Source organism: Hydrogenophaga sp., assembly GCF_022844385.1.
Classification (GTDB): Bacteria; Pseudomonadota; Gammaproteobacteria; order Burkholderiales; family Burkholderiaceae_C; genus Hydrogenophaga.
Window position 1 is genome coordinate 16,051 of the sequence record NZ_JALHLX010000025.1, and the last position, 20,893, is coordinate 36,943.

Below are 20,893 nucleotides of genomic sequence, written 5' to 3' on the forward strand. Positions count from 1 at the left end.
TGAGAACTGGGTTCAACGGGCGACCTCGGTTGTGGGGGCCAGGGTGGAAACGTCCACACCCAGCGAAGCCAGCTTCACTTCGACCAGACGGCGGTACTCGGTGCGGTTGTTCAAACCCTTCCAGGCGATCTGGTACTGGGCTTTGGCTTCGTCGGTCTTGCCCTGCGCCATCAGCACATCGCCGCGGCGATCGGCCACGAGCGGTTCGAACGATTTGGGCACCGGGGCCTCAAGAGTCTTGAGCGCCTGGTCATAGGCTTGCGCCTCGATGTCCAGCGCCGCCAGCCGCAAGCGGGCCACGGCCTTGTAAGAGTCATCAGATGATTTTTCGGCGGCCCAGGCCAGCGCTGCGCGCGCTTCGGGGAGCTTGCCCGCATCGAACAAGGTCTTGCCGGCCTGCAAGGCAGCCTGGCTGGCGAAGGTGGTGCTGGCAAATCCGGCCTGCATGTCGGCCAATGCGCGCTGCATGCGGTCTGCGTCGTTGGCGAGTGCGGCGCGGTCGACTTCGTCGTACAGGGCAGCGGCCTTGGCGGCCTGGTTGCGCTGCCAGTAGTTCCAGCCGTTCCAGGCGGCAAACGAACCGAAAACCACGATCAACACCCAGCTGATGAGGTTGCCGTACTGGCTCCAGAAGTGTTTGATCTGATCGAGCTGTTCCTGCTCTTCAAGGTCGAGGTGTTTGGCCATGCTGCAAATTCAGTTCGGGTTCGGGCGCCGTGAGCGCAACGCTCGATTGTAGGCGGGTGGCTGCGGCTTCCCCGCCTCTGCCAGACGGGAAAGCCGGGTGGGTTCAGTTGCTGCGCAAACTGGTGGCCCAGTCGGCCACCTGGGCGATCGCCAGCAGGCGCTGCGCGTTCTCCTGGGGCGGCGCCTCGGCGTCGGGGCGGGGGCCGCGCAGGGCCTTGACCGCCACGCTGCCCTGCTGCAACTCCTGTTCGCCAAAGATCAGGGCAAAGCGCGCGCCACTGGCGTCGGCCTTCTTGAACTGCGACTTCATGCTGCCCATGCCATCAGGGCCACCCGCGTGCATCTGCACGTTCACACCGTGCTGGCGCAGCGCGCGCAACGCGGGCATGACCTGCGACACGTGGGTCGCGTCGGGCACCACGGCATACGCGTCAGGCACCGGTTGCTCCGGCAGTTTGCCCTGCTCTTTCAACAGTTCAAGAATGCGCTCCATGCCCAACGCCCAGCCTACGGCCGGCGCGGCCTTGCCACCGATCTGTTCGAACAGGCCGTCGTAGCGACCGCCAGCGCACACGGTGCCTTGGGAGCCCAGCTGTGTGGTGACGAACTCGAACACCGACAGGTTGTAGTAGTCCATGCCGCGCACCAGACGCGGGTTGATGCGGTATTTGAGACCGTGTGCATCGAGCAAGCCGCGCAGGCGGTTGAAGTGCTCGAGCGATTCGGCGCCCAGGTGGTCCATGAGGCGCGGCGCGGCGTTCACCAGCGCCTGCATGGCTGGGTTCTTGGTGTCGAGGATGCGCAGCGGATTGCTGTGCAGCCGGCGTTTGGCTTCTTCGTCGAGCTGGTCGGTGTGCGCTTCGAGGTAGGCGATGAGGGCCTGGCGGTGCGCCAGCCGCTCGGGTGGCTGGCCCAGGCTGTTGATTTCGAGTTCGATGCCGGTGAGACCCAACTCGGCCCAGAGATCGCAGGCCAGCACGATGAGCTCGGCGTCGACATCGGGACCTGCGAAGCCCAGGGCTTCGGCGCCGAACTGGTGGAACTGGCGGTAGCGACCGCGTTGTGGGCGTTCGTGCCGGAACATCGGACCCATGTAGTACAGGCGCTTGCCACCGTCGTACAAGAGCGAATGTTCGAGGGCTGCGCGAACCACGCCAGCCGTGTTTTCAGGGCGCAGCGTGAGCTGCTCGCCATTGAGCCGGTCTTCAAAGGAGTACATCTCCTTCTCGACGATGTCGGTCACCTCGCCCAGGCCGCGCACGAAGAGCGCGGTGGGCTCCACGATGGGCGTGCGCAGGTTGCGGTAGCCATAGCGGCGCATCAACGTGCGCAGCGTGTCTTCGAGCCACTCCCAGTGCGCGGACGCGGGAGGGGCGATGTCGTTCATGCCTTTGACGGCGGTGAGTTTTTCTGCCATGTGCTGCAAGCCTGTGCGGTCAGCGGATGCCGGGTGTGGACCCGACGTCAAGCGGTGACGCCAAACTTTTTCTCGATGTAGTTGTCCACGATGACCTGGAACTCGCGCACGATGTCGTCGCCGCGCAAGGTCAGTGCTTTTTGTCCGTCGATGAAGACGGGGGCTGCTGGCGCCTCGCCGGTGCCGGGCAGGCTGATGCCGATGTCGGCGTGTTTGCTCTCGCCCGGGCCATTGACGATGCAGCCCATCACCGCCACCTTGAGGTTTTCCACGCCGGGGTAGCGCACGCGCCAGACCGGCATGGAACTGCGCAGGTAGTCGTCGATCTGCTTGGCCAGTTCCTGGAAGGTTGTGCTGGTGGTGCGGCCACAGCCGGGGCAGGCGGTGACCGAGGGCACGAACGCGCGCATGCCCAGAGCCTGCAGAATCTCCAGCGCGATCACCACCTCTTGCGTGCGGGCCTCACCCGGTTGCGGCGTGAGCGAAACACGGATGGTGTCGCCAATCCCCTGCTGCAGCAGCACCGACAGCGCCGCGGCCGAAGCCACCGCACCCTTGGTGCCCATGCCGGCCTCGGTCAGGCCCAGGTGCAGCGCGTAGTTGCAGCGCTGCGCCAGCGCCTGGTAGACCGCGATCAAGTCCTGCACGGCGCTGACTTTGCAGGACAGAAAGATGTTGTTGCCGTTGAGGCCGATGGCTTCGGCGCGTTGGGCCGAGTCGAGTGCGGACGTGATCAGCGCCTCGTACATCACCTGACGCGCTTCCCAGGGTTGGGCTCGGCGGGCATTCTCGTCCATCAGGCGGGCGAGCAGATCCTGGTCGAGACTGCCCCAGTTCACGCCGATGCGGATCGCCTTGTCGTGCCGCGCCGCGATCTCCACCATCTGCGCAAACTGGCGGTCACCCTTGTCGCCGCGACCCACATTGCCGGGGTTGATGCGGTACTTGGACAGCGCCTCGGCACAGGCCGGGTGGTCGGTGAGCAGGCGGTGGCCGTTGTAGTGGAAGTCGCCGACCAGGGGCACGTCAACGCCCATGCGGTCAAGCTGCTCGCGGATGTAGGGCACGGCCTTGGCGGCCTCGTCGTTGTTGACGGTGATGCGCACCAGCTCGGAGCCGGCCAGGGCGAGCTCTTTCACCTGGATCGCTGTGCCCACGGCATCGGCGGTGTCGGTGTTGGTCATGGACTGCACACGCACCGGCGCGTCACCGCCCACCGTCACACGGTTGCTGCCCCACACCACCACGCCCTGGCGGGTGTGGCGCACCCGTGCAGCAGTCAAGGGAATCGGCTGGCCTGCTGAGGAAGCCGGGGCATCAGGCTGCAATGCAATGTCCATGGTCATTTCACCTCGAATCGTGCCACGTTGCTGCGCGCAAACGGCGCCGTGTCGAAAGGCTTGCCGCGAACGTTCACCCGCGCGGCATCGGCCTTGCCCAGCACCACGGTGTAGGGCGGGGCCGCAGAAAAATCCATCACGTCGCCGGCCTGCATCAAGCGTTTGGCCACCACGTTGCCGCTGCCGTTGACCACCTCGACCCAGGACTCACCCGTGGCGACGATGCTCAGCAGGCTGCCCGCGCTGGCGCCGACTGGGGTGGCCGGCGTGGCAACGGCCACGGCGGGTGCGGCATCTGCGGGTGCCGCCGCGACATCAGCGGCTGTTGGCACCTCCGCGGGCGATGCCATGTCGGCACTCCCGGGCACCACACCTCCCTGCGCGGCAGCGCCAGCGGGTTCTTGAGCGGCAACGGGTTCGGCCACCACCACGGGCTCGGCCATGACCGGCTCCGCCACACTCGCCACCACAGGCGGGCTCTCGGCCTTGGGCAGAAACACGATGACCAGTGCACCCAACAGCAGCGCAATGGCCGCCAGCAAGGCGGGCCGGGAGAGCCAGCTCAGCGGGTTGAACGGTTCTTCGTCGCGGCCCGGGTTGAACGGTGCGTTGAGCGCCTGGCCATGGTCACCCAGCTTGGGCGATGCGCCCAGCGGGATCTGTTGCAGGATGGGAGCGGGGTCCACCTTGAGCTGGCGGCAGGCACTGGACGCCAGCGCGCGGGCAAAGGTCAGGTCGGGCAGTTCGCTGTAGCGCCCGGCCTCCAGCGCTTCCAGCTTCTTGACCGGGACCTTCAAGGAGGCGGCAAGGGCCGCGATGTGCAGCCCCGCGGCTTCGCGGGCCTCCTTCAACCGGATCGGGCGCGAAACGGGCTCACCCGACATGCCATTGCCTTCACCCACCACATCACTCATCAAACTCTCCGCGCTGAAAACGGGCCCACTGGGGTGAATCCGGGTAACGGCGACCCAGTTGCTGTGCCAGTTGCGCCATGGCTTCGCGGTTGCGAAGCCGCCGCTCAACCTTGATGCCCAGCCAGAGCGTTTCTGCGTTGGCCAGGTCGGTGTTGTTGAGCCGCCGGATCGTGAACTGGGCCTTGGCATCGTCACCCCGGCGGAACTGCAGCGAGGCGAGGTTGTACGCCACGATCGGGTTGGCAGCGTCGAGCTCATACGAGCGCGCCAGACTGGCCTCAGCCTCCACGAACTGGCCCGCCCGGATCTGGCAGATTCCCATGGCCAACAAGGTTCTGGCCTGACCGCCGTAAACGGGGCTGACCAAGGCACGCTGGAACAGCTCGGTGGACTGTGCGTAGCGACCGCGCTGGCACGCGTACCACCCGTAGTTGTGCAGGGCATCGGGGTCGCGCGGGTTGAGCTGCATGGCGCGCTGGAAGCTCTCTTCGGCCAGCGCATCGTTGCTCATGCCCATGTAGACCAGGCCGCGCAACACATAGGCCGGCGCATAGGTCGGGTCGGCCTGAAGCGCCAGCTTGATTTCGTCCAGCGCCACCGTGTTCTGGCCTTCGCCAAAGTAGCCGGCGGCCAGTTCGATGCGGATGCGGGCGCGCTTGCGCGCCTCGGGCTCGTCCGAGTCGGTGATCGGCTCTGCCGAGGGCACGCTGGAAGCAGCACCGCGTTGTGCACATCCGGCCGAGAGCAACAACAAGCACATCAGCAATGCCAGCAAGCCCACCGTGGTGCCTGAAAACCGGGCCGGGAGTCGAGTGGCTGGAGTCATGCCTGCTTTTCCTTGTGGACGATGCGGATGGGATGCTCGGTGGCGCTGCGGCGCTTGGCCAGGCGGCTGGCGGCGTTGGTGCGGTCGAGCACGTCGCCGGCCAGTTGACCACAGGCCGCGTCGATGTCATCACCCCGCGTCTTGCGCACCGTTGTCACCAGACCACCCTCGCTGAGGATGCGGGCGAATTGCTGCACCACCGGCCGCGGCGAACACAGCAGGCCTGAGCCGGGAAAGGGATTGAAAGGAATGAGGTTGATCTTGCACGGCACACCGCGCCCGGCGTGGCCCCTCACCAGGGCCAGCAACTCCTGCGCGTGGTGTGGCTGGTCGTTCACCCCGTCGAGCATGCAGTACTCGAAAGTGATGAAATCGCGCGGCGCGGCAGGCAGGTAGCGCAGGCAGGCGTCGAGCAGCTCGGCGATCGGGTACTTGAGGTTGAGCGGTACGAGATCGCTGCGCAGCGCATCGTTGGGCGCGTGCAGCGACACGGCCAGTGCCACCGGACAGTCTTGCGCCAGGCGGTCCATCATGGGCACCACACCCGAGGTGGACACGGTGACGCGGCGGCGCGAAAGGCCATAGCCGTGGTCGTCGAGCATCACACGCAGCGCTGGCACCAGCGCGTTGTAGTTCTGCAAGGGCTCGCCCATGCCCATCATCACCACGTTGGTGATCACACGCTCGGTGCGTTTGAGGTGCTTGCGCAGGAAAAACTCGGCCTGCCACAGCTGGGCCAGAATCTCGCCGGTCGTGAGGTTGCGCGAAAAGCCCTGGTGGCCGGTGGAGCAAAAACGGCAGCCCACCGCACAACCCGCCTGTGACGAGATGCACAAGGTGCCTCGGTCTTCTTCGGGAATGAACACGGTTTCCACCGCGTTGCCGCCACCCACGTCGAACAGCCACTTGATGGTGCCGTCCGCCGAGTCCTGGCGCGTGAGCACAGGCAGGCCGGTGATGGTGCAGGCGCCCGGGAGTTTCTCGCGCAGGCTGCGCGCGAGGTCGGTCATCTCGGTGAAGTCCGACGCCCCTTTTTGATGGATCCAGCGAAACAGCTGGACGGCGCGAAAGCGCTTTTCGCCCAGCTGCTCGCACCAGGCGGCCAAACCCTCAAGATCGAAGTCGAGCAGGTTGGCCGTCATGGCATGGTCAGCGCGCTGGCTCAGCGCGAGTAAACGTTGAGGCCGGCGAAGAAAAACGCGATTTCAGCGGCAGCGGTCTCGGGCGCGTCGGAGCCGTGCACGGCGTTGGCGTCGATGCTGTCGGCGAAGTCGGCGCGGATCGTGCCGGCGTCTGCTTTCTTCGGGTCGGTGGCGCCCATCAGGTCGCGGTTCTTGGCAATGGCGCCTTCGCCTTCGAGGGCCTGGATCATCACGGGGCCGGAGATCATGAAGTCGACCAGGTCCTTGAAGAAAGGACGGGCCTTGTGCACAGCGTAGAACGCTTCAGCTTCGCCGCGCGACAGGTGGGCCATGCGGGCAGCCACAACCTTCAGGCCAGCTGCTTCAAAGCGGGCGTAGATCTGGCCGATCACGTTCTTGGCAACGGCGTCGGGCTTGATGATGGAGAGGGTGCGTTCGATGGCCATGGAAATCCTGAGGTTTTGTGGGTGAATCTGTGGGGTTTGGGGCACCCCGCAAAGCCCATGATTCTACATTGGTCGTGTCACGCTGCCGTGACGCCGGGACGCGACACGAGCAGGTTCAACGGCCGCCGGTGCGACCGCCGCCACCGCCCCCACCACGGCGGCGCGCGCCACCGGGTGCGCTGCCGCGGCCGGCTTCCTGTTCGCGCCGGCGCTGCAGGGCGTCCTGCCCGATGTAACCGAACGAAGTCTTCATGGGGTCGGGCTGCGAAGCCCCGCCGCCCGGCCCGCGACCACCCGTGCTGGTGCCGGGCTTGGCGCCCCGGCCTTTGCCACCCGGGCCGGTCGGTGCACCACCCATGCCATAGCCGCTGCTGCGCCGGTCGCCAAAGCCGGGGCTCTCGCTGCGGCTTCCCGGCGGCTTGCCTTGAGTGCGCCCCGATCGGGGACCTTGTTTTCCGCGCTGCGCCGGATGGCGTCCCCCGGGACGTGCTGGGCGGGCGCCCTCCTCGTCCGCACTGGGCATGCCGGCCGCAGCCGTCAGGCGGGCGATGTCGCGCTCGTCGAGCTCGATCCAGGCGCCGCGCTTGAGGCCGCGCGGCAGCATCATGGCGCCGTAGCGGATGCGGATCAGGCGGCTGACCGCGTGACCCACAGCCTCGAACATGCGGCGCACCTCACGGTTGCGGCCTTCACCGATCGTCACGCGGTACCAGCAGTTGGCGCCCTCGCCGCCGCCGTCTTCGATGGAAGCGAACTGCGCCATGCCGTCGTCCAGCCGCACGCCGTCGAGCAGGCGCGCCTTTTCATCGTTCGACAGTGCGCCGAGCACGCGCACGGCGTATTCGCGCTGCAGGCCAAAGCGCGGGTGCATCAGGCGGTTGGCCAGTTCACCCGAGCTGGTGAGCAGCAGCAAGCCTTCGGTGTTCAAGTCGAGCCGGCCGACCGACTGCCACTTGCCCTGCATCAGCTTGGGCAAGCGACGAAACACCGTGGGACGGTTTTGCGGGTCGTCGTGCGACACCACTTCGCCTGCGGGCTTGTGGTACGCGAGAACGCGCGGCGGAAGCGGCGTCATGCGCACGCGCACCGGTTTGCCGTTGACCTTGATCACATCGCCGATCTGGATGCGCTGCCCCACATGGGCCGGTTCGCCGTTGACCGAGATGCGGCCTTCGAGGATCAGCTGCTCCATCTCCAGTCGCGAACCCATGCCGGCTTGCGCCAGCACCTTGTGCAGCTTGGGCGACTCGGCCTGCGGTGAGAGCACGCGTTTGGCGGGCAGCGGTGGCAACTCCTGCTCCTGCTCGGCATCGAAAGCACCGCTGACCACGTCGTCGAAACGCAGCTCCTCAAGTGCGGGCGCCGGGTGGGGTTTCGCTGCCGTCGGCTGAACTGCGGGCGCCTCAGCGGTGGGGTCGAGTTCAGGTGGGTTGGGTGGGGTTTGATCCGGGGTCATGGTCTTCCTGGGTGGACGGTTCCAACAACTGCGGGTCGGAGGGCGGGGTAATCGGGTCGGCGGCCAAGGGGGCGGCCACCACAAGCAGGTCTGATTCGGGCGCGTCGACTTCGGCGGTATCGGACGGCAGGCTGTTGGCCAGGGATTCAAAATCCAGCCGGTCCAGCGCGGACTCCTGAACCTCGCTGCCGTCCAGCGGGGGCAACTGGTCCAGCGAAGCCAGCCCCAGGTCGTCAAGGAATTGGCGCGTGGTCGCGAACAAGGCAGGGCGACCCACCGTTTCACGGTGGCCGATGACTTCGATCCAGCCCCGGTCTTCGAGCTGTTTGATGATCAACGAATTGATCGTGACGCCACGGATGTCTTCCATGTCGCCCCGCGTCACCGGCTGGCGGTAGGCAATGATGGCCAGGGTTTCCATGGCGGCGCGGCTGTAGCGCGGTGGCTTCTCGGGATGAAGGCGGTCAAGGTAGGGCCGCAGCTCGGGTCGGCTCTGGAAGCGCCAGCCTGTGGCCACCTGCACCAGCTCCACGCCGCGCCCGGTCCATTCGAGCTGCAGGTCGGCCAGCAAGGTCTTGAGCGTGTCGGCCGACACTTCCATGTCGAACAGCGTGCCGAGCTCGCGCACGGACAGCGGCTGGGGCGCGCAGATCAATGCCGTCTCGAGGACACGCTTGGCATCCGTTGTGTTCATGGTGTCTGTCAGTCAAAAACCGGTTGGTGGCCGGGACGGTGCGGAAGGCGAACGGTGCGATGGAGCCGCGGGCCATGTGGCATGCGGGCGCGACCGTCGGGTCGGGGCAAATCGGCTGGATCCTGCAGAACCCGGGCATGGGCTCTGGGTCGGGCGGTGAAATCGGGCGGCTGGGCGAAGGTCGGGGTGAAGGGTTTTGCGCAAACCACCCGCGGCGGATGGTGCGGCTTCAGGCCGCCGGTTCGCTGTCCCAGCTCTGCGCATTGTAATGGAGCCCGCTGGATTCGACCGCCAGCAGCATGTCGGCCGGCGGCGTGGAGCGAAACAACAGGGGCTGTCCAGTGATCGGGTGCTTGAGCTCCAGGCGCGCCGCGTGCAGCGATTGGCGGGCCATGCCCCACAGCGGGCGCCCGCCGTACAGCGAGTCGCCCACCAGCGGATGACCCAGCCAGGCCATGTGGACCCGGATCTGGTGGGTCCGCCCGGTGTGCAGCTTGCAGGCCACCAGGCTGGCCTGGTCGCAAGTGTCGAGCAGGCGGACTGTGGTCTGCGCGGTCTTGCTGCTGCCGCCTTCGACCCGCACCACCGCCATGCGCAGGCGGTTGTGCACATCGCGCCCGATCGGTTGATCCACATGCTGGTCCTCCTTGCCCTTCCAGCGACCATGCGCCAGGGCCAGGTACTGCCGGCTCACCTCGCGCGCGGCGATGGCGCGCACCAGCGCTTCCACCGCCTGGCGGCTTTTGCCCACCAGCATCAGGCCCGAGGTGTCCTTGTCGAGCCGGTGCACGATGCCCGCGCGCGGCAGGCTGGCAGCGCCAGCGTGGTGGGCCAGCAGGCCGTTGAGCAAAGTCCCGGTCCAGTTGCCTGCCGCGGGGTGCACCACCAGCCCGGCCGGCTTGTGGATCACCAGCAAGTCGGCGTCTTCGAACACCACGTCCAGCGCCATCGCCTCGGGTACAAAGGCCTGGGCCTGCTGGGTCGGGCGCAGTTCCACGTGCAGCTGGTCTCCCGCTGCGATGCGTGCCGACGGCTTGCTCTGGGCAACACCACGCACCTCAACGGCGCCGTCGGCCATGAGCTGCTGCAGGTAGGAGCGGGAAAACTCGGGGATCAGCTGGGCAAGTGCGCGGTCGATGCGCCAGCCGTGCATGCCGACCGGCACCGCGCAAATCCGCTTTTCCACCTCCAGCGCCCATTCGTCAGCGCCCGTTGCCACGTCATGGGCCGTGTCTGCTGCCAGACCGAGCGACTCACCCCCCGTCGATATACTTTGCGCTTTCAATCCGTCGTTCCGTTGTGAAGGTGAGTTCGTTATGTTGACGTTCAGATTATCGGCCCTGACCGCTGGTGCATTGGGCACAGCGCTGCTGCTGAGCGCTTGTGGCAGCACCAAGCCCAAAGACGAAACCGCGAACTGGAGCCCCAACCGCATTTACAGCGAAGCCACCGACGAGCGCGCGGCCGGCAACTTCGAACGCTCTGTGACCCTGCTTGAAAAGCTCGAAGGCCGCGCCGCCGGCACCCCGCTGGCACAGCAGGCCCAGCTCGACAAAGCCTATACCCACTACAAGGCCAGCGAGCCAGCCCAGGCCCTCGCTGCCATCGACCGTTTCCAGAAGCTCCACCCGGCCAGCCCGGCCATGGACTATGCGCTCTACCTCAAGGGCCTGGTGAACTTCAACGACAACCTCGGCCTGTTCGGCGCGCTGGCCCGGCAGGACCTCTCCGAGCGCGACCAGAAGGCTGCGAAGGAGTCGTTCGAGGCGTTCCGCGAGCTGAGCACACGCTTCCCCGACTCGCGCTACACGCCCGACGCGCGCCTGCGCATGACCTACATCGTCAACTCTCTGGCGCAGTACGAGGTGCATGTGGCCCGTTACTACCTCAGCCGCGGCGCCCATGTGGCGGCGATCAACCGCGCGCAGACCGCGCTGAACGAGTACACCAACGCCCCCGCGCTGGAAGAAGCCTTGTTCATCATGGTGCAGTCGTACGACGCGCTGGGAATGACCCAGTTGCGCGACGATGCCCGCCGCGTGATGCAGGCCAACTACCCGCAGAGCGAGTACCTCAGCCAGGGCTTCAAGAGCAAGGACGAGCCCTGGTGGAAGATCTGGTGAGCACCAGCGCGTCCAGCGCTGCTCCCATGTCGGCCTCGTCCACCACACGGCGCATCGGTGGCAGGCTGCCCAGCAACTGAAGGCCATAACTGCGGGTGAGCAGACGGCGGTCGCCGATCACCAGCACGCCGCGGTCGGTTTCGGTTCGAATCAAGCGGCCCGCTCCCTGCTTCAAGGCCATGGCGGCCTCGGGCAAGTACGCATCACCAAAAGCCTTGAGACCCTGCGCCTCCAGGCGTGCCGCACGTGCGGCCATCAAGGGGTCGTCGGGCGAAGAGAACGGCAGCTTGTCGATCACGAGCAACTGCAGCGCTTCGCCAGCCAGGTCCACCCCTTCCCAGAACGACGCCGATGCCACCAGGATGGCGCCGTGCCCGGTTGAAGCGGCCGCCCTGAACCGGGCCAGAAGCGCCGCGCGCGACAAGCGCCCCTGGGCCAGCACCTGCACCGGTGCACAACGGCCTTGCAACACTTCCTCGTTCAAGGCCTCGGCCATGCGCGAGGCCGCACGCAGTGTGGTGGTCAGCACCAGCGTACGGCCGCCGAGTCGCGTCGCCCACTGCGCCACCCGCGCCGCCAGCACGGGCGTGTGCGCGGGATCGGACGGCTCGGGCAGGTCGTGCGGCACAAAAAGCGATGCTTGCTCGCCGTGATCGAACGGGCTGGCCACCCGCAAGGTGCGCAATGTGGGGTGGTCCGCCAGACCCAGGCCGCGTGTGAACCAATCCAACGTATCGTCATGGCCCAACGTAGCCGAGGCAAAGATCCAGCTTCTGGCTGCAGCGCCTGAACCGGGCACCAGCCGGCTGAAGCGTGCAGCGCTGTCCAGCGGCGCACGCACCATGCGCCAGGATCGGTCAGCGCCCCACTCCATCCAGCGCACGCTGGTGGCGTCCACCGGACTCGGGCCGCCCGGCGCCAGGTGGCTCCAGGTGCTCTGCAGCGTTTTGATACGGTCCAGCAGGCGGGCTAGTTCGGCTGCACTCTGTGCGGTGGCCGACACGGCCTCCAGCGCAGCCGTCAAAGCCTGGTCAAGACCCGAGACCGCCTGCAGCCAGGCGTCAGGAGCCAGCCCGACAGGTGTCGCGTTGTTCCACGCGCTGCGGCTCCGGGTGGCGGTGTCTCGATGCACTGAGCCCAAGGCGCGGCACGCTTGATCGAGGTTGAGCGCCAGGTGTGCCCAGGGCCGCAGCCCACGCGCCCACGCCTGGCCTTGCACGCCGAGTTCGCGCGCGAGGTCGCGCAGGTGGTCCGAAGCGATGGACCGGGACAACAGCTGCACGCCGGTGTCGTTGAGCTGGTGCGCCTCATCCAGCACCACCACGCCGGTCTCGGGCAACCAGTCCACGGCTTCGGTTTCGCGGATGACCTGATCGGCAAAGAAGAGATGGTGGTTGATCACCACCCAGTCGGCTTCGCTCGCTTGTCGCCGCGCAAGATTGACGTGACAAGCCGCTGCCTGCGGGCACGTGGTGCCCACGCAGTTGTGGCGGGTGGACGTGATCAGGGGGCGCAGCGGCGAACGCTCATCCAGCCCGTCCAGCTCGCCCACATCGCCGCTGCGGGTGAGGCGCGCCCAACGCTGCACCTGTTCCAGGCCAGCGGCCATCGCCGGGTCGCGTTGCGCAGTCGACCCGACCGTTCTGGCCAGCTCCAACCGGTGCAGGCACAGATAGCTGGAACGTCCCTTGAGCAGCGCCGCGCGCACCGGCAGGCCCAGCGCACGCGACACGGCCGGGATGTCCCGCGTGAACAACTGGTCTTGCAAGGCTTGCGTGGCCGTTGACAGCAGTGCGCGCTGCCCGCTCAACAGCACCGGCACGAGGTAGGCAAAGGTTTTGCCGACGCCGGTGCCGGCTTCCACCGCGAGATGCTCACCCGCCTGCAGGGCCTGCGCCACGGCCAGCGCCATCTCCAGCTGGCCCGGCCGGGGGCGAAGACCGGGGCGCGCGGCCGGGCGTGGGCCGTCTGCGGCAAACGCGGCCGCCACGCCCTGGACGAGATCAACCACGCCAGCGGCGTGCAAAGGCGCACGGGCGGTGCCGTGCCACCGGGACATTACTGGATACCATTGCGTGCAACGAACGGCACCCGAACAACGATTGATTCATATGTCCAAAGGCTACCGCATCCAGGCTTCCACCGGCATCCACCGGGGAGACCGCGATTACCAGCAAGACCAGGTCTGTCTGCTGAACCACCCGCGTCACAGCAGTTGCATGCTGGCCGTGCTGGCCGACGGCATGGGTGGGCGCAGCGGCGGGCGCAAGGCCTCAGACCAGGTGATGCTCACGGCGCGCCAGTTGTTTGAACGCTACGACCCGGACACCGATGACGCTTCGGCCCTGCTGCGCCAGATCGTTGAAGAGTCGCACCTGGTGATCAAGCTCACCGCCGTGTCGGCCGAGCAGGAACCGCACAGCACGATCGCCGCCTTCCTGATTGACCCCGACGGTGAGAGCCACTGGGTGCACGCAGGCGATTCGCGGGTCTACCACTTCCGCAATGGCCGCATGGTGTTCCGCACCATGGACCATTCGTACGTGCAGACCCTGGTCAACCAGGGCGAGCTGAGCGAGCAGGGCGCCCTGGACCACCCGCACGCCAACATCCTCATGGGCTGCCTGGGCACCGAAAACGACCCACCGGTGGACCTGCACGTGGTGCCCCAACTCATGCCGGGCGAATCGCTGATGGCCTGCAGTGACGGGGTGTGGCATTACTTCACGCCCGAAGAACTCGCCAGCACGATCGCCATGCTGTCGCCGCGCGAGGCGTGTGAGTTCCTTATCCAGAAAGCGCGCACGCGCGCCAAGGGCGCGGGCGACAACCTGTCGATCGTCATCGTGAAGCTGGAACCTCTGACCTGAGGCCCGCGCAGCGGGCCTCGTTGCCCGCACCGACGTTCAGGTCAGGCCGGTGTCCACGACCCGGTGCTCCAGCGCCAGAAATTCCTCCGACTGCATCTCGCTCAAGCGCGACACAGTGCGCGGGAATTCGTGCGACATCGGGCCTTCGAGGTAGAGCTCTTCGGGTTGCACGGCCGCCGACATCACCAGCTTGACGCGGCGGTCGTAGAGCACGTCGATGAGCCAGGTGAATCGTCGCGCCTCTGACGCCTGACGCACCTGCATCTGCGGCACGTTGGACAGCATCACCGTGTGGAATTGAGTGGCGATCTCCAGGTAATCGTTCTGTGAACGCGGCCCGCCGCACAGGGTGCGGAAATCGAACCAGATCACGCCGCCGGCGCGGCGCACGGCCTTGATCTGGCGCGATTCGATCTGCATCACCGGGTCTTGGTCGCCCGCCTCGGCCAACTCGTTGAACGTGGCCTCCATTGACGCCTCGGCCTGTGGCCCCAACGGGCAGTGGTAGAGCTCGATGTGGTTGAGCGTGCGCTGGCGGTAGTCGGTGCCGTTGTCCACGCTCAGCACCTCCAGCCGCTCCTTGAGCAGCTCGATGGCGGGGAGGATGCGGTCGCGGTGCAGGCCGTCGGGGTACAAGCCATCGGGGTGGAAATTCGACGTGGTGACGAAGCCCACACCGGCTTTGAACAACGCATCCAGCAGACGGTGCAGGATCATGGCGTCGGTCACGTCCGCCACGTGAAATTCGTCGAAGCAGATCAGCTTGTAGCGTTTGGCGATGCGCAGGCCGAGTTCGTCCAGCGGGTTCACTGTGCCCTGCAGTTCGCGCAGTTCGCGGTGCACCTCGCGCATGAACTCGTGAAAGTGCAGGCGCGTCTTGCGCTTCAGGGGCACGGCGTTGAAGAAGCAGTCCATCAGGAAGCTCTTGCCCCGGCCCACGCCGCCGAACATGTACACGCCGCGCGGAATCTCGGGCTTGATGAACAGCTTTTTGAGCGAGTTGGAACGGCGCTGTTTGTAAGCCGTCCACTCGGTGGCGCACCGCTCCAGCGCGTCGATGGCACGCTGCTGGGCGGGGTCGGTTGTGTAGCCGCGCTCTTTCAGCGCGGCTTCGTAGGTGCTGCGAACGCTCAAAACCGGTGCCGGTTCAGAAATTCAGCGTGCGCTTGTCCACCGCCAGCGCGGCCTCTTTCGTGGCCTCCGACAGCGAGGGGTGCGCGTGGCAGATGCGCGCGATGTCTTCGGCGCTGGCCTTGAACTCCATGGCCACCACAGCCTCGGCGATCAGCTCGCTGGCCTGCGGTCCGACGATGTGCACGCCCAGAATCTCGTCGGTGACGGCGTCAGCGAGGAACTTGACCATGCCGGTGGTGTCGCCCAGCGCGCGTGCGCGGCCGTTGGCGAGAAACGGGAAGGTACCGGCCTTGTAGGCGGCGCCACGAGCCTTGAGCTGCTGCTCGGTCTCGCCCACCCAGGCGATCTCGGGGCTGGTGTAGATCACCCAGGGGATGGTGTTGAAGTTCACGTGACCGTGTTGGCCGGCGATGCGTTCGGCCACGGCCACGCCCTCTTCTTCTGCCTTGTGCGCCAGCATGGGGCCGCGCACCACGTCGCCCACCGCCCACACGCCCTTGAGGTTGGTGCGGCATTCGGCGTCGACCACGATGGCGCCGCGCTCGTCGAGCTGCAGGCCCACGGCTTCGGCATTGAGGCCGATGGTGTTGGGCACACGCCCGATGGAGACGATGAGCTTGTCGGCGTCCAGCGACTGGGCTTCGCCCTTGGCGTTGGTGTAGGCCACGCTCACACCTTTTTTGGTCGTCTTGATCTCGCCGACCTTCACACCCAGTTCGATCTTCAGGCCCTGCTTGTCGAACGCCTTCTTGGCTTCCTTGGCGATCTGCTCGTCCACCGCACCCAGGAAGGTGGGCAGGCCTTCGAGAATGGTCACATCCGACCCGAGCCGGCGCCAGACCGAGCCCATTTCGAGACCGATCACGCCGGAGCCGATCAGCACCATCTTCTTGGGCACGGCGCCCAGGCGCAAGGCGCCGTCGTTGGACAGCACCGTTTCTTCGTCGAACGGGGTGCCGGGCAAGGCGCGTGCGTTGGAACCGGTGGCCACGATGATCTGGCGCGCGGTCAGCAGTTCTTCTTTGGCACCCGTGACCTGGATTTCGTAGCCGGCTTCCACCGCCTTGGCGAACGAGCCACGACCGTGGAAGAAGCTGATCTTGTTCTTCTTGAACAAGTACAGGATGCCGTCGTTGTTCTGCTTCACCACGGTGTCCTTGCGACCGATCATCTTGGCGATGTCGATCTTGACGTTGGTGGCGGTGATGCCGTGGTCGGCAAAGTGGTGGTTGGCGTGGTCGAAATGCTCCGAGGACTGCAGCAACGCCTTGGACGGGATGCAGCCGACGTTGGTGCAGGTGCCACCCGGGGCCGGGCCGCCAGCGGCGTTTTTCCACTCGTCGATGCAGGCGACCTTGAAACCGAGTTGGGCTGCGCGGATGGCGGCGATGTAGCCACCGGGGCCGCCGCCGATGACGACGACGTCAAATGTTTGGGACATGTTGGATTCCTGGATTCAAAAGGCCAACGCCCCTGTCGGGGCGTTGGCAGAGGGTGTTGCCGATCAGATGTCGAACAGGAGGCGGGCTGGGTCTTCCAGCGCTTCTTTCATGGCCACCAGGCCCAGCACGGCCTCGCGGCCGTCGATGATGCGGTGGTCGTAGGACAGGGCAAAGTAGTTCATGGGGCGCACCACGACCTGGCCGTTTTCGACCATGGCGCGGTCCTTGGTGGCGTGCACGCCCAAAATGGCCGACTGCGGCGGGTTGATGATGGGAGTGGACATCATGGAGCCGAAGGTGCCGCCGTTGGAAATGGAGAAGGTGCCCCCGGTCATGTCATCAATGCCCAGCTTGCCATCCTTGGCCTTCTGGCCGTACTCGGCGATCTTCTTCTCGATGTCGGCAAAGCTCATCTGGTCGGCGTTGCGCAGGATGGGCACCACCAGGCCGCGCGGCGAACCCACCGCGATGCCAATGTCGAAGAAGCCGTGGTAGACGATGTCGTTGCCATCCACCGATGCGTTCAGGACGGGGTACTTCTTGAGCGCGTGCACTGCAGCCTTGACGAAGAAGCTCATGAAGCCGAGCTTCACGCCGTGTTCCTTCTCGAACTTCTCCTGGAACTTCTTGCGCATCTCCATGACCGGGGCCATGTTGATTTCGTTGAAGGTGGTCAGGATGGCGTTGGTCGACTGCGACTGCAGCAGACGCTCGGCCACGCGGGCGCGCAGGCGGGTCATGGGCACACGCTCTTGCGGGCGGTCGCCCAGATCGGGAGCCACCACCGGCACCTGCGGCAGCACCTTGGCGGGTGCGCCCGTGGGAATGGCCACGGGTGCGGCCACGGCGGCCGGCTTGGGTGCGGCCACGGCCGACAACACGTCGCCTTTGGTCACACGGCCGTCTTTGCCCGTGCCGGGCACCGATCCCGAGGCGAGGTTGTTGTCGGCCATCAGCTTGGCTGCGGCGGGCATGGCCACACCGGCTTTGCTGGTGGACGCGACGGCCGCAGCCGCTGCGGCAGGCGCTGGAGCAGCAGCGGGCGCTGCGGCGGCGACAGGCGCAGCAGCACCGGCCACGGCGGCCGTGTCGATGCGCGCGATCAGCTGCTCGGCCGCCACTGTGGCGCCGTCGACCTGCAAGATTTCGACCAGCACGCCGGCCGAAGGCGCGGGCACTTCCAGCACGACCTTGTCGGTCTCGATCTCGATCAGGATTTCGTCGACCGCCACCGCGTCGCCGACCTTTTTCTTCCACTGCAGCATGGTGGCTTCGGCCACCGATTCGGACAGCTGCGGGACTTTGACTTCTACGATTGCCATATTTCTTCTACCTGTTTGTTTCGGACTGCGCTGAGCCAGCCCACCCGGGATTCAACATCGCGGGCCGGGCGGCTGGAGCGGCTTACTTGGTGAGGATGAAGCCCTTGAGCTTGCCGAAGGCGGCTTCGATCAGGTTCTTCTGCTGCTCCTGGTGCAGGTGGGAATACCCCACTGCCGGCGACGCCGAGGCCGCGCGCCCGGCATAGCCGAGTTTCTGACCGTCGAGCATGTTCTCGTGGATGTAGTGCTGCACAAAGAACCAGGCGCCCTGGTTCTGCGGCTCGTCCTGGCACCACACGATGTCGGTGGCGTTGGGGTACTTGCGCAGCTCGGCACCAAACACCTTGTGCGGGAACGGATAGAGCTGCTCCACGCGCAGGATCGCCACGTCGTCAGACTCGCGCTCTTCACGTTTCTTCACCAGGTCGTAGTACACCTTGCCCGAGCAGCAGATGACGCGCTTGACCTTGTCGGCCTTCTTCGCCACGTCGGCGTTCTGGTCGGGGATCACTGTCTGGAAGCCACCCTTGACGAACTCGGACAGCGGCGAGGTCGCGTCCTTGTTGCGCAGCAACGACTTGGGCGTGAAGATGATCAGCGGCTTGCGCAGCCCGCGGATCATCTGGCGACGCAGCACATGGAAGATCTGGCTGGCCGTGGTGGGCTGCACGATCTGCATGTTGGTGTCGGCCGCCATCTGCATGAAGCGCTCCAGGCGCGCCGAGCTGTGCTCGGGGCCCTGGCCTTCGTAGCCGTGCGGCAGCATCAGCGTGATGCCGTTGACGCGGCCCCACTTCACTTCGCCGGAAGCGATGAACTGGTCGATCACCACCTGGGCGCCGTTGACGAAGTCGCCGAACTGCGCTTCCCAGATCACCAGCGTATTGGGGTCGTTCGAGGCGTAGCCGTACTCGAAGGCCAGCACCGCTTCTTCGGACAGGATCGAATCGATCACCACGAACGGCGCCTGGTTGTCGGCCACGTTCTGCAGCGGCACGTAGGTGCCCTCGTCGAACTTCTCGCGGTTTTGGTCGTGGATCACGGCATGGCGGTGCGTGAACGTGCCACGGCCACAGTCTTCGCCCGACAGTCGCACCGGGAAGCCGCTGGCCACCAGCGAGGCAAACGCCATGTGCTCGCCCATGCCCCAGTCCACCGGAATCTCGCCCCGGCCCATGGCCGCACGGTCCGCGTACACCTTCTTCACCAGTTGGTGCGGCGAGACGCTGTCCGGGATCGTCGTGAGACGCTCCGAGAGGCGTTTCCACTCGGCCATGGGAATGGCGGAGTCGGAGCTGTCGGTCCACTTCTTGTTGAGGTAAGGACTCCAATCGACCGCGAACTTGCTCTTGAAGTTGGTGAGCACCGGGTCGACCGTGTGACGGCCGTCGTCGAGTGCGGCGCGGTAAGCCTTGACCATGTCGTCACCGATCGTCTCGCCCAAGCCTTGGGCGACCAGCTTGTCGGCGTACAGCTTGCGCGTGCCGGGGTGGGCTGCGATCTTTTTGTACATCAGCGGCTGGGTCAGGCTCGGTGTGTCCTGCTCGTTGTGGCCGAGCTTGCGGAAGCACACGATGTCGACCACCACGTCCTTCTGGAAAGCCATGCGGAATTCGAGCGCAAGCTGGGTGGCGTACACCACGGCTTCGGGGTCGTCACCGTTCACGTGCAGCACCGGCGACTCGATCATCTTGACCACGTCGGAGCAGTACAGCGTGGAGCGGCTGTCGCGCGGGTCGGAGGTGGTGAAACCAATCTGGTTGTTGATCACCAGGTGCACCGTGCCGCCGGTGGAGTAACCCCGCGTTTCGGCCAGCGCCAGCGTTTCCATCACCACGCCCTGGCCGGCAAAGGCCGCGTCGCCGTGGACCAGCACGGGCAGCACCTGCTTGCCCAGCGGATCGCCACGGCGGTCCATGCGGGCGCGCACCGAGCCTTCAACCACGGGGTTGACGATCTCCAGGTGAGATGGGTTGAACGCCAGCGAAAGGTGGACCGGGCCACCGGGGGTGGTCACGTCGGAGCTGAAGCCCTGGTGGTACTTCACGTCCCCGGAGGGGAGGTCTTCAGGAGCGGTATGGTCGAACTCGGCGAACAGGTCCTTGGGCATCTTGCCCAGGGTGTTCACCAGCACGTTCAGACGGCCGCGGTGGGCCATGCCGATCACGATTTCCTGGATGCCGATCTGGCCCGCCTGGCGGATCAGTTCGTCCATGGACGCGATGAAGCTCTCACCCCCTTCGAGCGAAAAGCGCTTCTGGCCCACGTATTTTGTGTGCAGGAAACGCTCGAGGCCTTCGGCTGCAGTCAGCCGATCGAGGATGTGTTTCTTTTTCTCGGCGTTGTAGGCCGGCTTTGAGCGCGTGCTCTCCAGGCGCTCCTGCCACCAGCGCTTCTGGTTCTGGTCGGTGATGTACATGTACTCGGCACCGATGGAGCCGCAGTAGGTTTCACGCAGGGCATTGAGCAGCTCGCGCAAAGACATCGTCTCCTTGCCGAAGAAGGTGTTGCTCGTGTTGAAAATGGTTTCGAGATCGGCGTCCGCGAAGCCGTAGAACGACAGGTCGAGCTCGGGAATGTTGTCGCGTTCTGCGCGCTTGAGCGGATCGAGGTCGGCCCAGCGGGCACCCACGTTGCGGTACGCGGCGATCAGTTGCTGGACGGCGACGCGCTTGCGGCCCAGGTCGGAATCAGCGCCAGCGGCGATGACGACCTTGGTGCCGCCTTGTTTGGCGCGGTCGGCAAATGCGTTGATGACCGGCTGGTGCGGAACGTCGCGGGCGTCGGACCCGTCGCCGGCTGGCACGTGCTGCAGTGCATCGAAATAGCTTCGCCATGTGTCGGGCACGCTGCCCGGATTGGCGAGGTAGTTCTCGTACATCTCTTCCACGTAGGGCGCGTTGCCGCCGAAGAGGTACGAGTTGTTCTTGTAGGCAACATAGACGTTGCCCCCGGTCGATGGGGAATCGCTCATAAATCCGCTGACCTCCGTTTCCCTGCAGGAAACATTAGCTGGTTAGAAAAACCTTCCGCTGCACGGCTTGACCGTTATGCGGATGCGACAGTGACTGTGGAAGGAC

At 65.8% G+C, this 20,893-nt stretch carries 17 protein-coding genes; 2 read left to right on the forward strand and 15 right to left on the reverse strand.

Annotated elements, in window-relative coordinates; translation table 11 throughout:
• Positions 1–12: 12 nt before the first annotated feature.
• The 10 genes from Q0C59_RS07240 to Q0C59_RS07285 form a co-directional block, all read right to left on the reverse strand.
• Complete coding sequence (locus Q0C59_RS07240; RefSeq protein WP_291213602.1) at positions 13–687, reverse strand: tetratricopeptide repeat protein; 675 nt, start codon at positions 685–687, stop codon at positions 13–15.
• Between the two features lie 103 nt (positions 688–790).
• Positions 791–2,104 carry a histidine--tRNA ligase gene (gene hisS / locus Q0C59_RS07245; RefSeq protein WP_291213603.1) on the reverse strand — a complete coding sequence of 438 codons (1,314 nt, stop codon included), beginning with the start codon at positions 2,102–2,104 and terminating at the stop codon, positions 791–793.
• A gap of 47 nt (positions 2,105–2,151) precedes the next feature.
• On the reverse strand, positions 2,152–3,444 hold the full coding sequence (gene ispG, locus Q0C59_RS07250) for a flavodoxin-dependent (E)-4-hydroxy-3-methylbut-2-enyl-diphosphate synthase (protein WP_291213605.1): 1,293 nt from the start codon (positions 3,442–3,444) through the stop codon (positions 2,152–2,154).
• A gap of 2 nt (positions 3,445–3,446) precedes the next feature.
• On the reverse strand, positions 3,447–4,358 hold the full coding sequence (locus Q0C59_RS07255; RefSeq protein WP_291213607.1) for a helix-turn-helix domain-containing protein: 912 nt from the start codon (positions 4,356–4,358) through the stop codon (positions 3,447–3,449).
• Complete coding sequence (gene pilW / locus Q0C59_RS07260; protein WP_291213608.1) at positions 4,351–5,184, reverse strand: type IV pilus biogenesis/stability protein PilW; 834 nt, start codon at positions 5,182–5,184, stop codon at positions 4,351–4,353. Before pilW ends, Q0C59_RS07255 begins: the two co-directional genes overlap by 8 nt.
• On the reverse strand, positions 5,181–6,326 hold the full coding sequence (gene rlmN, locus Q0C59_RS07265; RefSeq protein ID WP_291213610.1) for a 23S rRNA (adenine(2503)-C(2))-methyltransferase RlmN: 1,146 nt from the start codon (positions 6,324–6,326) through the stop codon (positions 5,181–5,183). The genes pilW and rlmN overlap by 4 nt, the downstream gene beginning before the upstream one ends.
• Positions 6,327–6,346: 20 nt before the next feature.
• Positions 6,347–6,772, reverse strand: a complete 426-nt coding sequence (gene ndk, locus Q0C59_RS07270; protein WP_056277714.1) for a nucleoside-diphosphate kinase — start codon at positions 6,770–6,772, stop codon at positions 6,347–6,349.
• Between the two features lie 115 nt (positions 6,773–6,887).
• On the reverse strand, positions 6,888–8,228 hold the full coding sequence (locus tag Q0C59_RS07275) for a pseudouridine synthase (protein WP_291213612.1): 1,341 nt from the start codon (positions 8,226–8,228) through the stop codon (positions 6,888–6,890).
• Positions 8,194–8,922: an SMC-Scp complex subunit ScpB gene (gene scpB, locus Q0C59_RS07280; RefSeq protein ID WP_291213614.1), complete on the reverse strand. Its 729-nt coding sequence runs from the start codon at positions 8,920–8,922 to the stop codon at positions 8,194–8,196. Before scpB ends, Q0C59_RS07275 begins: the two co-directional genes overlap by 35 nt.
• A 229-nt stretch (positions 8,923–9,151) precedes the next feature.
• Entirely contained in the window at positions 9,152–10,141 is a 990-nt protein-coding gene (locus tag Q0C59_RS07285; protein ID WP_370654284.1) for an RluA family pseudouridine synthase, read from the reverse strand.
• 97 nt (positions 10,142–10,238) lie between these two features.
• Between Q0C59_RS07285 and Q0C59_RS07290 the strand changes: the two genes are divergently transcribed.
• Positions 10,239–11,045, forward strand: a complete 807-nt coding sequence (locus tag Q0C59_RS07290) for an outer membrane protein assembly factor BamD (protein WP_291213616.1) — start codon at positions 10,239–10,241, stop codon at positions 11,043–11,045.
• Here Q0C59_RS07290 and Q0C59_RS07295 read toward each other — a convergent pair.
• Complete coding sequence (locus Q0C59_RS07295) at positions 11,008–13,104, reverse strand: ATP-dependent DNA helicase (protein ID WP_291213618.1); 2,097 nt, start codon at positions 13,102–13,104, stop codon at positions 11,008–11,010. The genes Q0C59_RS07290 and Q0C59_RS07295 overlap by 38 nt on opposite strands.
• A 52-nt stretch (positions 13,105–13,156) precedes the next feature.
• On the opposite strand from Q0C59_RS07295, the gene Q0C59_RS07300 reads away from it, so the two are divergent.
• The gene (locus tag Q0C59_RS07300; protein ID WP_291213620.1) at positions 13,157–13,915 is read left to right on the forward strand and encodes a PP2C family serine/threonine-protein phosphatase; all 759 of its coding nucleotides are present in this window, start codon (positions 13,157–13,159) and stop codon (positions 13,913–13,915) included.
• Positions 13,916–13,951: 36 nt separating this feature from the next.
• On the opposite strand, the gene zapE is transcribed toward Q0C59_RS07300, so the two are convergent.
• The 4 genes from zapE to Q0C59_RS07320 all read right to left on the reverse strand — a co-directional run bounded on the left by zapE (position 13,952) and on the right by Q0C59_RS07320 (position 20,787).
• The gene (zapE, locus tag Q0C59_RS07305) at positions 13,952–15,049 is read right to left on the reverse strand and encodes a cell division protein ZapE (RefSeq protein ID WP_291213622.1); all 1,098 of its coding nucleotides are present in this window, start codon (positions 15,047–15,049) and stop codon (positions 13,952–13,954) included.
• 13 nt (positions 15,050–15,062) lie between these two features.
• On the reverse strand, positions 15,063–16,490 hold the full coding sequence (lpdA, locus tag Q0C59_RS07310; protein ID WP_291213624.1) for a dihydrolipoyl dehydrogenase: 1,428 nt from the start codon (positions 16,488–16,490) through the stop codon (positions 15,063–15,065).
• Positions 16,491–16,553: 63 nt separating this feature from the next.
• Positions 16,554–17,813, reverse strand: a complete 1,260-nt coding sequence (gene odhB, locus Q0C59_RS07315) for a 2-oxoglutarate dehydrogenase complex dihydrolipoyllysine-residue succinyltransferase (protein ID WP_291213626.1) — start codon at positions 17,811–17,813, stop codon at positions 16,554–16,556.
• Between the two features lie 82 nt (positions 17,814–17,895).
• Positions 17,896–20,787 carry a 2-oxoglutarate dehydrogenase E1 component gene (locus tag Q0C59_RS07320; protein ID WP_291213628.1) on the reverse strand — a complete coding sequence of 964 codons (2,892 nt, stop codon included), beginning with the start codon at positions 20,785–20,787 and terminating at the stop codon, positions 17,896–17,898.
• Positions 20,788–20,893 lie beyond the last annotated feature (106 nt).

What these genes read in the sequence shown, in the direction of transcription:
- Q0C59_RS07255 (WP_291213607.1), bottom strand. Translation starts at nt 4,358, where the DNA reads ATGAGTGATGTGGTGGGTGAAGGCAATGGCATGTCGGGTGAGCCCGTT.
- odhB (WP_291213626.1), bottom strand. Translation starts at nt 17,813, where the DNA reads ATGGCAATCGTAGAAGTCAAAGTCCCGCAGCTGTCCGAATCGGTGGCC.
- scpB (WP_291213614.1), bottom strand. Translation starts at nt 8,922, where the DNA reads ATGAACACAACGGATGCCAAGCGTGTCCTCGAGACGGCATTGATCTGC.
- Q0C59_RS07290 (WP_291213616.1), top strand. Translation starts at nt 10,239, where the DNA reads ATGTTGACGTTCAGATTATCGGCCCTGACCGCTGGTGCATTGGGCACA.
- Q0C59_RS07295 (WP_291213618.1), bottom strand. Translation starts at nt 13,104, where the DNA reads ATGTCCCGGTGGCACGGCACCGCCCGTGCGCCTTTGCACGCCGCTGGC.
- pilW (WP_291213608.1), bottom strand. Translation starts at nt 5,184, where the DNA reads ATGACTCCAGCCACTCGACTCCCGGCCCGGTTTTCAGGCACCACGGTG.
- ndk (WP_056277714.1), bottom strand. Translation starts at nt 6,772, where the DNA reads ATGGCCATCGAACGCACCCTCTCCATCATCAAGCCCGACGCCGTTGCC.
- Q0C59_RS07240 (WP_291213602.1), bottom strand. Translation starts at nt 687, where the DNA reads ATGGCCAAACACCTCGACCTTGAAGAGCAGGAACAGCTCGATCAGATC.
- Q0C59_RS07275 (WP_291213612.1), bottom strand. Translation starts at nt 8,228, where the DNA reads ATGACCCCGGATCAAACCCCACCCAACCCACCTGAACTCGACCCCACC.
- lpdA (WP_291213624.1), bottom strand. Translation starts at nt 16,490, where the DNA reads ATGTCCCAAACATTTGACGTCGTCGTCATCGGCGGCGGCCCCGGTGGC.
- rlmN (WP_291213610.1), bottom strand. Translation starts at nt 6,326, where the DNA reads ATGACGGCCAACCTGCTCGACTTCGATCTTGAGGGTTTGGCCGCCTGG.
- Q0C59_RS07300 (WP_291213620.1), top strand. Translation starts at nt 13,157, where the DNA reads ATGTCCAAAGGCTACCGCATCCAGGCTTCCACCGGCATCCACCGGGGA.
- Q0C59_RS07320 (WP_291213628.1), bottom strand. Translation starts at nt 20,787, where the DNA reads ATGAGCGATTCCCCATCGACCGGGGGCAACGTCTATGTTGCCTACAAG.
- hisS (WP_291213603.1), bottom strand. Translation starts at nt 2,104, where the DNA reads ATGGCAGAAAAACTCACCGCCGTCAAAGGCATGAACGACATCGCCCCT.
- ispG (WP_291213605.1), bottom strand. Translation starts at nt 3,444, where the DNA reads ATGGACATTGCATTGCAGCCTGATGCCCCGGCTTCCTCAGCAGGCCAG.